Raw genomic sequence first — 11383 nt, forward strand, 5'->3', positions numbered from 1 at the left:
GGCCGGCAGCGGCGTCCCCGACCGGGACCCGGACGCCCGGCCGCGCGGCGGCGGTACGAGACACGCTCCCGCGCCCGCACCCGCCCGCGGCGCACACGACGCCGCGGCGCGGTCCGCACCGGAGACACCGGCGGTACGCGAAGACATCGGGCGCGCCCCCGCGCGCCCGCCCCAGCAGACCGAGGAGCGCCATCCGTATGACCATCGAGGAAGCGGCGGCCGTGCCGCCCACCGTCGTGAAGGTGACCGATATCGATGTCGTGCGGCAGGGCAGGCTCCTGCTCGACTCGGTGTCGATGACGGTGCGCGGCGGCGAGCACTGGGCGCTGCTCGGTTCCAACGGCGCGGGCAAGTCGACCCTGCTCGGCATGGTGGGCGCGCAGACCCACCCCACACGGGGTGTGGTGGAGGTGCTGGGCCGGACGCTCGGCCGGGTGGACCTGCGCGAGCTGCGCACGTCGATCGGGCACGTCAACCCGCGCCATCCGCTGCGCTCGCCGCTGCGCGTGGCGGACGTGGTGATGACGGGGCTGACGAACTCGGTCGAGCCCGTCCCCCGCTGGTCGCCGCCCGCCGGGGAACCGGAGCGCGCGCTGCGGCTGCTGGCCATGCTGGGCATGGGCGGCAAGCAGGACGCGCGCTGGCCGACGCTCTCCCAGGGCGAGCGCGGCCGCACCCTCATCGCGCGTGCCCTGATGCCGCGCCCCCGGCTGCTGCTGCTCGACGAGCCGGCCACCGGCCTCGACCTCGCCGCCCGCGAGCAGTTGCTCAGCGCCCTCGACGCGCTGCGCCTCGACCACCCGGAGCTGGCGACGGTCCTCGTCACCCACCACCTGGAGGAGCTGCCCGCCTCCACGACCCACGCGATGCTGCTGCGCGAGGGGCAGTGCGTGGCGGCCGGGCCCGCCGACGAGGTGCTGACCACGGACCAGGTCAGCAAGTGCTTCGACCATCCGGTGCGCATCGAGCGCGCCGACGGCAGGTGGACGGCGCGCGCGGAGCGCGTCAGTCCTGCGGCGGTACTTCCTCGGGACTGAACGCCGTGCCCTGGTGGAAGTAGAGCAGCCACTCCCCCTCCGCGCGCACCCAGACGGAGCTGCGGTGCGCGCGGCGGGCGTTGACGTCGACGTCGAAGGTCACATGGACGACGTCCGGCGCGAGCTGCACGGCCCGCAACGACGACACGGTGGCCGGCGCGGTGGCGGGGCCGCGTGCCCTCAGCTCGTTGACCAGCGTCTCCCGGTTCCACTCGCGGCCGGAGGAGCCGAAGGACCGGAAGTCGGGGTGCAGCAGCGCGGCGAGCAGGGGCGGGGAGCTGTGCACGGCCGGGTCGAGGAAGCGCAGCTCCTGCTCCAGCGCGGCGGACGTGGCGGGCAGCGGGTCAGCCATGGGTCAGCTCCACCAGTTTGACGACGGTGTTCCAGTTGCGGCTGGTGGCGATCGTGCCGGGGTGGAGGCCGGGCCGGCCCAGTGCCGCGCCGAGCTTGGAGCGGCCCAGGCCGTCGGGCGCGTACAGGTACAGCGCGCGATCGCCGAGGCGGAACTCCTCGGGGAGGTACGCGGCGGGATCGAGCCCGGCGAACCGCTCGGGGCCGACCGGCGCGGAGAAGTAGGTGACGTGCAGCTGCCTGCCCTCCAGGGATGCCGCGTCGAAGGGGCAGTCGTCGACGACGGACCGCAGGTACGCCGCGTCGCGGACGATGCAGGCGATCTCGGTCCCGAAGCGGTCGAGGAGCGCGGCCCCGATCGCCGCGCGCAGCGCCTCGGCGTCCGTGCCCGTATTGCGGAACACCGCGTTGCCGCTCTGCAGGTGGGTGCGCACGTCCTCGAGGCCGAGGCCGCCGAGCACGTCGCGGAGCTCGGCCATGGGGACCTTGCGGCTGCCGCCGACATTGACCCCCCGCAGGAGGACGGCGTACGACGTGCTCATCGGTGTTCCTCCTGGTGACGTCCGGCGGCGCCGGTTCGGCGGCGCTCTCGGCAGGGGCTGTTTCCGCGGGAGCCCCGCAGGGGCGGACCCGGCGGGCGCCGGTGCCCGGTCCGGGCGGGCCGGCGGGGGCCGCGGGGCACGGCTCGGGGGGCGGGCGGGCGGTACGGTCCGGCGGCGGTGGTGCCGGTGCGAGACCTCAACAGGAGTCCTCCCGGGCGGGCGGTCGACGGCGGGCGGGAACCGGGCGCGGGAGCCGCGGGGCCCCCTCGGGGCCGAGGGGAGCAGGAACACGATAGGACGGCGGCGGCCCGGAAGCGGCCCGGGGCACGAGGGCCCGGCGGCCGCTTCGCTCCGTCCGCCCCGCTCGCGGGTGGCAGCGGGGCGTGGGGCGGGGCGCGGTGGGCGCGTCCGGGCGGCGCAATGAGAAGGTGGTCGGTCGACAGACGTACCAGCGGCGCACGTGAGCGAGTGATCCCCCATGGACGAGGCACGGGCCAGAGACATCCTCGGCGCGGCCGGGCTGCCGCCCGCCGCGGAGCTGATCGCGCTGGGCGAGAACGCGGTCTTCCGGACCGGGGAGCTCGTCGTGAAGGTGGGGCGCGACGCGGCGCTCGCGCCCGAACTGCTGGAGCGGGCCGAGCGCGAGGTGGCGCTCGCCGGGTGGCTGGCCGGCGCGGGCGTGCCCGCGGTGCGCCCCGCCGAGGAGCACGCCAGGTCCGTGCTGGGGCATCCGGTGACGCTGTGGGAGCGGCTGCCCGACGCCGTGCGGTCCGCCGTCCCCGCCGACCTCGCGCCGCTGCTGCGCCGCGTGCACGCCCTGGGCGCGCCGGACGGCTTCAGCCTGCCGCGCCGGGAGCTGCTCGGCGGCGTGGAGCGCTGGCTGCGGCTCGCCGGGGACGCGATCGACCCTGAGGACGCCGCGTACCTGCGGGAGCGCCGGGACGGCTTCGCCGCGCGGGCCGCGGCGCTGACGCCGCGTCTGGCGCCGGGGCCGATCCACGGCGACGCGCTGCCGCGCAACGTGCACGTGGGCGCGGACGGCCCCGTCCTGGTCGACCTGGAGACCTTCTCCTTCGACCTGCGCGAGCACGACCTCGTCGTCCTGGCGCTCTCCCGCGACCGGTACGGCCTGGACGCGGACGCGTACGACGCCTTCACCGCCGCGTACGGCTGGGACGTGCGGACGTGGGAGGGCTGCTCCGTGCTCCGGGGCGCGCGCGAGACCGCCAGTTGCGCGTGGGTCGCCCAGCACGCCCCCTCCAACCCGGCGGCACTCGCCGAGTTCCGGCGCCGTGTGGCCTCGCTGCGCGAAGGCGACCCGGAAGTCCGCTGGTACCCCTTCTGAGCAGCCGCCCGCCGGCGGACCCGCCGCACTCCGGGCGAGTCCGGCGACCGCCCGTGCGCGCCCGGCACCCGGCACCCGGCACCCGGCCCGGAACGCTGTCCGCGAGCGGCGCGCCGCCGCCTCTCAGCGCCCGGGGTGGGTGGCGGAGGCGTCCGCGCCGGCCGCGCGCGGCACCGATCCCGCGCGCAGCGGCCAGCCCCGGTCGACCGACGCGTCCGCGTTGCCCTTGCGGCGCAGGAACGCCTCGAAGTCCTCGGCCCACTCGGCGTACCAGACGACCTGCCGGGCATGCAGCTCCTCGGCCGTCAGGGCCGCGACCGCGGCGTGCCGGGCGGCTATCGCGGTGGCCACGTGGACCGCGGCGAGGGCGTCCGCCGCCGCCTGGTGCGCCCCGTCGAGGATGACGCCGTACTCCCCGCAGACCGCTTCGAGGGTGCGCTTGCCCTTGCGGTAGCGGTCGACGGCGCGGTCGATGGTGTAGGGGTCGACGACCGGGCCGAGCGGCCCGAGCGGGGGCAGGCCGTGCCGTTCCAACTCGGCGCTGAGCAGCGTCAGGTCGAACGCCGCGTTGTACGCGACGACGGGGACGCCGCGCGCCCACGCGTCGCGCAGGGCGTCGGCCACCTCCGCCGCGACCTCGCGCACGGGCCGCCCCTCGGCCGCCGCCCGCTCGCTGCTGATGCCGTGCACCGCCGACGCCTGGGCGGGGATCAGCACCCCGGGATCGGCGAGCCAGGTCCGCCGGCCGCGCACCGTGCCGCCCTCGGCCTCCACGACCGCGGCCGTGACGATGCGGGCCTCCAGCGGATCGGTGCCGGTCGTCTCCAGGTCGAAACCGGCCAGCGGTCCCCCGTACCAGGTCATCCTGACTTCCCCTCACTGCGCCGGCGCGCCGCTCCGCCGCGTCCTTGACGCCTCGTTCCCCCGTCGATCCACACCTTCGCACGCGGCACTGACACCGCCGCCCGCGGCGGGGCGGGGCGCGGCGGCACCCGGCTCAGGACACGGGCCGCGAGTCCGTCCAGAAGGTCTCGAACTCCTCGCGGTAGACCTCGAACAGCCCGTGTTCGGCGTCCCGCCCGGAGCGCACCACCTCGCGGCCCTGGCCGCGCAGCACCAGCACCGGCGTCTCCATGCCGCGCGCCGTGCGCAGGTACGACTGGACGACGGCGAGCCCCCCGGGGCCGTCGCCGTCGACGAGGTACGCGGTGAACCGCGGTGTCTCGTCGAAGACATGTATCTCGAAGGCGCCGGGGTCGCGGAGCTTGGAGCGGACCCGCCGCATGTGCAGGATGTTCATCTCCACGGTCCGGCTGAGTTCGCCCTTGCGCAGGCCCAGCTCCCGTTCGCGCCGCTTGACGGCGCTGCTCGCCGGGTTGAGGAACAGCAGGCGCACCCGGCAGCCCGACTCGGCGAGCCGGATCAGGCGGCGCCCGGAGAAGTTCTGCACGAGCAGGTTGAGGCCGATGCCGATCGCGTCGACGCGGCGCGCCTGTCCGAAGAGGTCCTCGGCGGGGAACTCGCGCTGGAGGCGCACCCGGTCCTGGTGGACGGAGACGACGTCCGCGTAGCGGTCGCCCACCAGGTCCTCCACGGCGTCGACCGGCAGCCGGTCCCCGTCGGGCGGCGCGGCCGCCCCGGTGCCGCCGACCATGGCGAGCAGCCGGGTCGAGGCCCGTTCGGCCTGGGCGAGGACCGTCTCGGACAGGGCGCGGTTGCGGGAGACGACGTTGCGTGCGACCTCCAGCTCGTCGAGCACGAGCTCCAGCTCGCGCCGGTCGGGCACGTACGGCTCGAAGCAGGGCCAGTGCTGGACCGTCAGCTCGCGCAGCTGGGGCAGGGTGAGGAAGCTGAGGACGTTGTCGTCGGCCGGGTCGAGCAGGTAGCCCTTGCGCCGGGAGACCTCGCGCACGGCGGCGGCGCGCTGCACCCACTCCTGGCCGGCCGGCCCGGCCGCGGCGATGACCCAGTCGTCGCCGTGGTGCGGCTCGTAGATGGGGCGCAGCACGGCGGCCACGACGGCCCGCATCCGCTGTTCGACCAGATTCAGCCAGACGTAGGCCCGGCCGGCCCGTTGCGCGCGCGTGCGCACCTCGGCCCACGCCCCCGCGTCCCAGTCCAGCTCCGCGCCGATCTCCAACGGGCGCGCGACGGACACCGCCCCCGGCGGGATGTCGCCTGCGTCCCCCTCGTGACCTGCGTCACCGGGGGGTAGCTCCAGCCCTCCCGAGCTCACCCGCGCACCGCCCCTTTCCCACCCTTTCGGGGATCTTCAGTGATCAAGGAAGATTACTCCGACGATCCCACGCGCCGCATCAAGAAGGACGGCCTCGTTTCCCAACTCCCCCATTCGTGGCCGATGTTCTTGTGGTCATTACGTACCGAGCACACCTTATTGTTCATATTTGCACCAGTTGTGCGACCGGCGTGCGCCGGCGTCGTGTGCACGCGCGGCGTACAGGGCGGTCTTTCGGGGCACATGGCACAGGCATCTCCCGGAAACGGGGGTGCTAGGTACTGACCCGACTTTCGGGGAAGATCTGCCACAAGAGACCGGCACCACCCGGATCAGAAATGGAAGAGTTTCGTCTATGCAGATCTGGCCGGGACACAGGTACCCGCTCGGCGCCACCTACGACGGCGCGGGCACCAACTTCGCCGTCTACTCAGAGGCCGCCGACCGCATCGAATTGTGCCTGCTGCACGACGACGGCTCCGAGACGGCGGTGGAGCTGCGGGAGACCGACGCGTTCGTGCGGCACGCCTACCTGCCCGGCGTGATGCCGGGGCAGCGCTACGGCTTCCGCGTGCACGGCCCCTACGCGCCGGAGAACGGGCAGCGCTGCAACTCCGCGAAGCTCCTGCTCGACCCGTACGCGCGCGCCATCAGCGGCAGCGTCGAGTGGGGCGAGGAGGTGTACGGCTACCACTTCGGCAGGCCGGACTCCCGCAACGACATGGACTCGGCGCCGCACACGATGTCCTCCGTCGTGGTGAACCCGTACTTCGACTGGGGCAACGACCGCCCGCCCCGCACCGACTACCACCGCACCGTGATCTACGAGGCGCACGTCAAGGGCCTGACGATGCTCCATCCCGCGCTGCCGGACGAGTTGCGGGGCACGTACGCGGGCCTCGCGCACCCGGCCGTCATCGAGCACCTGACGGAGCTGGGCGTGACGGCGCTGGAGCTGATGCCCGTACACCAGTTCGTCAACGACCACCGGCTCTCGGACTCGGGGCTCGCCAACTACTGGGGCTACAACACCATCGGGTTCTTCGCCCCGCACAACACGTACGCCTCCTGGGGCGACCGCGGCGAGCAGGTGCTGGAGTTCAAGCAGGCCGTCAAGGCGCTGCACGAGGCGGGCATCGAGGTGATCCTGGACGTCGTCTACAACCACACGGCGGAGGGCAACCACCTGGGGCCCACGCTGTCCTTCCGGGGCCTGGACAACGCGCAGTACTACCGGCTCACGGACGACCCCCGCTACTACATGGACACCACGGGCACCGGCAATTCGCTGCTGATGCGCTCGCCGCACGTGCTCCAGCTGATCATGGACTCGCTGCGGTACTGGGTCACCGAGATGCACGTCGACGGCTTCCGCTTCGACCTCGCGGCGACCCTGGCCCGCCAGTTCCACGAGGTGGACCGCCTGTCGTCCTTCTTCGACCTCGTCCAGCAGGACCCGATCGTCAGCCGGGTGAAGCTGATCGCGGAGCCCTGGGACGTCGGCGAGGGCGGCTACCAGGTCGGCAACTTCCCGCCCCTGTGGACGGAGTGGAACGGAAAGTACCGCGACACCGTGCGCGACCTGTGGCGCGGGGAGCCGCGCACGCTCGCCGAGTTCGCCTCCCGCCTGACCGGGTCGTCAGACCTGTACCAGGACGACGGCAGGCGACCGCTCGCCTCGATCAACTTCGCGACCTGCCACGACGGCTTCACCCTGCACGACCTCGTGTCGTACAACGACAAGCACAACGAGGCCAACGGCGAGGACAACCGGGACGGCGAGAGCCACAACCGCTCGTGGAACTGCGGCGCCGAGGGCGACACGAAGGACGCGGGCATCCTGGAGCTGCGCGACCGCCAGATGCGCAACTTCGTCGCGACGCTGCTGCTGTCCCAGGGCGTGCCGATGCTCAGCCACGGCGACGAGTTCGCACGCAGCCAAGGTGGCAACAACAACGCCTACTGCCAGGACAACGAGATCTCCTGGGTGCACTGGCCCGACCCGGACGCCAAGGAGGAGGACGGCGGCGCGGTGGCGGAGCAGGGCGAGAGCCTGCTCGACTTCACCCGCACGATGGTGTGGCTGCGCCGGGACCACCCGGTCTTCCGCAGGCGCCGCTTCTTCCACGGCCGGCCGGTGGAGGGCACCCACGACGAGCTGTCCGACATCTCCTGGTTCACGCCCGAGGGCGAGGACATGACGCCGCAGGACTGGCAGGCGTCCAGCGCGAGCGCGATGACGGTGTTCCTGAACGGGCACGCGATCTCCGAGCCCGGGCCGCGCGGCGAGCGGATCGCGGACGACTCGTTCCTGCTGATGTTCAACGCGAGCCCGGACGACCTGGAGTTCCTCCTGCCGGTCAACCACGGCACGCGGTGGCAGGTCGTGGTCGACACGGCCGACCCGGACGGCGTGCCGCCGGGACAGGGCCGCAGGATGGACGGCGGCGAGCGGCTCACGCTGAAGAACCGCAGCATGGTGGTGCTCATGCGCCCCGCCTGAGAGGCGCCGCGCTCGCAGGCGCGGGCGCGGGGGCGTCTCGGGCCGCCCGGCACGGCACGCTCCACGCGTGCCGCCGCCCCGGCCCCGCCGCAAAACGGTTTGCCGCACCGCACCCGCGATGGTGCAGTGCGGGTATGGACCGTATGGATCACGCAGAGGTACTCGCCCTGTTCGACCGGCAGATGCGGCGGGAGGCCGTTCCCGACGGGCCCGGGGCGCGCGTGGAGCGTGCCGGGGCCGTCGTGCGCCAGAGCGGGGGTCCCGGCGACTGGAACGGGGTCCTGTGGTCGCGCCTGGACGCGGACACCGCCGACGCGGAGATCGCCGCGCAGAAGGCGCACTTCGCCTCTCTCGGCCGCTCCTTCGAGTGGAAGCTGTACGCCCACGACACGCCCGCCGGCCTCGGCGCGCGGCTGGCCGCGGCCGGCCTGTCGGCCGAGCCCCCGGAGACGCTGATGATCGCCGCCACGGACGCCGTCGTGGACGCCGCCCCCGACGTGCGGCTGCCGGACGGCGTCCGGCTCGTCCCGGTGACGGACGGAGCGGGCGTCGACCTGATGGGCGACGTCCACGAGCGGGTGTTCGGCACGAGCGGCCGGTCCTTCCGCGACCGGCTCGCACGGCAGCTGGTCGAGGAGCCGGACACGGTCTCGGCCGTGCTGGCGACGGCGGACGGGGTGCCGGTGTGCGCCGCCCGCATGGAGCTGCCTCCGGGCAAGGAGTTCGCGAGCCTCTGGGGCGGCGGTACGCTGCCTCAGTGGCGGGGCCGTGGCATCTACCGGGCGCTGGTCGCGCGGCGCGCGCGGATCGCGGCCCGGCGGGGCTACCGGTTCCTCCAGGTCGACGCGTCCGACGACAGCCGCCCGATCCTGGAACGCCTCGGCTTCCGCGCCCTCACGACGACCACGCCGTACGTGTACGAACCGGACGCGTGAGCCGCCCGCGGCGGCGCGCCCGCCCCGCGGCTGCCCGCCGCCCCTCCGCGACCCAGGGACGTACGAGTGACCGAATCCGAGGCCGATGACACGGAACGCTCCGATCAGGGTACGTACGTGTCCATGACCCCCACCGCGACCTACCGGCTCCAGATGCGGCCGGACTTCCCGTTCTCCAAGGCCGAGAAGGCCGTCCCGTACCTCGCCGCGCTCGGTGTCTCGCACCTGCACCTGTCCCCCGTGCTGGAGGCCGTGCCGGGCTCCACGCACGGCTACGACGTCGTGGACCACGCGGCGGTGCGCGCCGAACTCGGCGGCGAGGAAGGGCTGCGGCAGCTCGCGGCGCGCGCACGGGAGCACGGGCTCGGCATCGTGCTGGACATCGTGCCCAACCACATGGCCATGTCGCCCACGCACAACCGGGTGCTGCGCGAGGTGCTGCGGGAGGGCCAGGACTCCCCGTACGCCCGCTTCTTCGACGTGGACTGGGCGGCCGGGGACGGGAAGATCCTGCTGCCGGTGCTGCCGGGTCCGCTCGGCGGCGAGCTGGGCGCGCTGCGCGTGGAGGACGGCGAACTGCGCCACGGCGAGCAGCGGTTCCCGCTCGCGGCCGGCACGGCGCAGCTGCCCCTGCCGGAGCTGCTCGACGCGCAGCACTACCGGCTCGCCTGGTGGCGGCTGGCCCGCACGGAGCTGAACTACCGGCGCTTCTTCACCATCTCGGACCTGATCGGAGTGCGGGTCGAGGACCCGGAGGTGTTCGCGCAGAGCCACGCGAAGATCCTGGAGCTGGTGCGCGACGGTGTCGTGGACGGCCTGCGCGTCGACCACCCCGACGGGCTCGCCGACCCGGAGCAGTACCTGCGCCGGCTGGGCGAGGCGACGGGCGGCTGCTGGACGGTCGTGGAGAAGATCCTCTCCTTCGACGAGCGGCTCCCCGCGTCCTGGCCGGTCGCGGGCACCACGGGCTACGACGCGCTGCGGCGCGTGGACGGGCTGTTCACCGACCCGGTCGGGGCGGAGCAGCTGGAGCGGCGCTTCCGCGAGGTCGTGGCGCCGGCCGAGGACCGGGGCGCGTACTGGGCACCGACCGTGCGCAGGGCCGCCTACCGCGTCCTGCTGCACGAACTCGCGGCCGAGACCGCGTACCTGGTGCGCACGGCGAGCCGCGTGTGCGCGGCCGACCCGGCGCTGCGCGACCACGCGCCGTGGGCACTGGAGACGGCCGTTCGGGAACTGCTCGTGCGCATGGACGTCTACCGCCCGTACGTGACGCCCGGGGGCCCGCGCACCGAGGCCGCGGCCGCGGCCGTTTCGGAGGAGGCGGCGCGGCAGGCCAAGGCGGCCTTCGCGGTGCCGGAGGAGGCCGCGGCCGTCGACGTGGTGCGCGAACTCGCCCTCGGGGGCCTCGGCGACGGCCCGGACCAGGCCGCGTTCTGCGCGCGGTTCGCGCAGACGGCCTCCGCGCTGCGGGCCAAGTCGGTGGAGGACACCGCGTTCTACCGGTTCATGCCGCTGGGTTCCGCGAACGAGGTCGGCGGCGAGCCGGCGTCGCCCGCAGTGGGACCTGGGGAGTTCCACACGTTCTGCGAGCGCGTCGCCCGGGACTGGCCCGCCACGGGCACGGTCCTGACCACGCACGACACGAAGCGCAGCGCGGACGTGCGCGCCGGCATCGCCGTGCTGTCCCAGTGCCCGCGGTGGTGGGACGACCTGCTGGCCCAGGTCTCCGGCGTCGTCGCACCCGATCCGCTGGTCGCCTGGCAGGCGTGGCAGACCGCGCTCGGCTTCACGCCGGCGGGCGACGCGGCGGACGTGGACGCCGTGCTCGCGGCCGCGCCCGACGGCGAGCGCATGCAGGACGCGCTGCTGAAGTCGGTGCGGGAGGCGGGCCTGCGCACCAGCTGGACGGAGGGCGACGAGCGCTACGAGCAGGCCGTACGGGACTTCGTGGCGGCCGGGCCGGCCGGTGCGGCGCGGCGCACGGTGGCCCACTTCGCGCGCGCCCTCGACCCGTACGTCCGGGCGGCCTCGCTGGGTGCGGCCCTCGTGCATCTGACGATGCCGGGCGTGCCCGACCTCTACCAGGGCACGGAGCGCGAGTACCACGCGCTGGTCGACCCGGACAACAGGGCCCGGTTCCGGCCCGGCCCGCCCGACGAGAAGACCGTGATCACGACGGCGGCCCTGCACCTGCGCCGCGAACGCCCCGCGGTCTTCGGCGAATCGGGCACGTACGCGCGCCTGGACGCCCGGGGCCCGGCGGCCGAGCACTGCCTCGCCTTCGCCCGGACGGGCGAGGTCGTCACGGCGGTCACGCGCCTGCCGCTGCGTCTGGCCGAGGCGGGCGGCTGGGCGGACACGGCGCTGCCGCTGCCGCCCGGCCGCTGGCGCGACGTCCTCTCGGCGCCGCAGCGCGCCTACGAGGGCGGCG

The 11383-nt window shown here is 74.2% G+C and carries 9 protein-coding genes; 5 read left to right on the forward strand and 4 right to left on the reverse strand.

Going from position 1 to position 11383, the window contains the following annotated elements:
- The first annotated feature begins 197 nt into the window (after positions 1 to 197).
- Entirely contained in the window at positions 198 to 1037 is an 840-nt protein-coding gene (locus tag L1885_RS15235) for an ABC transporter ATP-binding protein (protein ID WP_235797651.1), read from the forward strand.
- Here L1885_RS15235 and L1885_RS15240 read toward each other — a convergent pair.
- Entirely contained in the window at positions 1006 to 1389 is a 384-nt protein-coding gene (locus tag L1885_RS15240) for a nuclear transport factor 2 family protein (protein WP_235797652.1), read from the reverse strand. The genes L1885_RS15235 and L1885_RS15240 overlap by 32 nt on opposite strands.
- Positions 1382 to 1930 (reverse strand): DUF1697 domain-containing protein, encoded by a 549-nt coding sequence (locus tag L1885_RS15245; RefSeq protein WP_235797653.1) that lies wholly within the window; start codon positions 1928 to 1930, stop codon positions 1382 to 1384. The genes L1885_RS15240 and L1885_RS15245 overlap by 8 nt, the downstream gene beginning before the upstream one ends.
- Before the next feature lie 478 nt (positions 1931 to 2408).
- Between L1885_RS15245 and L1885_RS15250 the strand changes: the two genes are divergently transcribed.
- Positions 2409 to 3275, forward strand: coding sequence for a phosphotransferase enzyme family protein (locus L1885_RS15250; protein ID WP_235797654.1), 867 nt, complete (start codon positions 2409 to 2411; stop codon positions 3273 to 3275).
- 123 nt (positions 3276 to 3398) lie between these two features.
- Here L1885_RS15250 and L1885_RS15255 read toward each other — a convergent pair whose 3' ends face one another.
- Positions 3399 to 4139 (reverse strand): exonuclease domain-containing protein, encoded by a 741-nt coding sequence (locus tag L1885_RS15255; RefSeq protein ID WP_235797655.1) that lies wholly within the window; start codon positions 4137 to 4139, stop codon positions 3399 to 3401.
- 133 nt (positions 4140 to 4272) lie between these two features.
- Positions 4273 to 5511: a DUF5919 domain-containing protein gene (locus L1885_RS15260; protein ID WP_235797656.1), complete on the reverse strand. Its 1239-nt coding sequence runs from the start codon at positions 5509 to 5511 to the stop codon at positions 4273 to 4275.
- A gap of 355 nt (positions 5512 to 5866) precedes the next feature.
- Here L1885_RS15260 and glgX point away from each other — a divergent pair, with 355 nt between their 5' ends.
- The 3 genes from glgX to treY all read left to right on the forward strand — a co-directional run.
- Entirely contained in the window at positions 5867 to 8014 is a 2148-nt protein-coding gene (gene glgX, locus L1885_RS15265; protein ID WP_235797657.1) for a glycogen debranching protein GlgX, read from the forward strand.
- 143 nt (positions 8015 to 8157) lie between these two features.
- On the forward strand, positions 8158 to 8949 hold the full coding sequence (locus L1885_RS15270; protein WP_235797659.1) for a GNAT family N-acetyltransferase: 792 nt from the start codon (positions 8158 to 8160) through the stop codon (positions 8947 to 8949).
- Between the two features lie 123 nt (positions 8950 to 9072).
- Positions 9073 to 11383: malto-oligosyltrehalose synthase (gene treY, locus L1885_RS15275; protein WP_235797658.1), on the forward strand; the 2311-nt coding region annotated here is incomplete at its 3' end.

Origin of the sequence: Streptomyces fuscigenes (assembly GCF_021556455.1) — a bacterium.
Lineage (GTDB): Bacteria > Actinomycetota > Actinomycetes > Streptomycetales > Streptomycetaceae > Streptomyces > Streptomyces fuscigenes.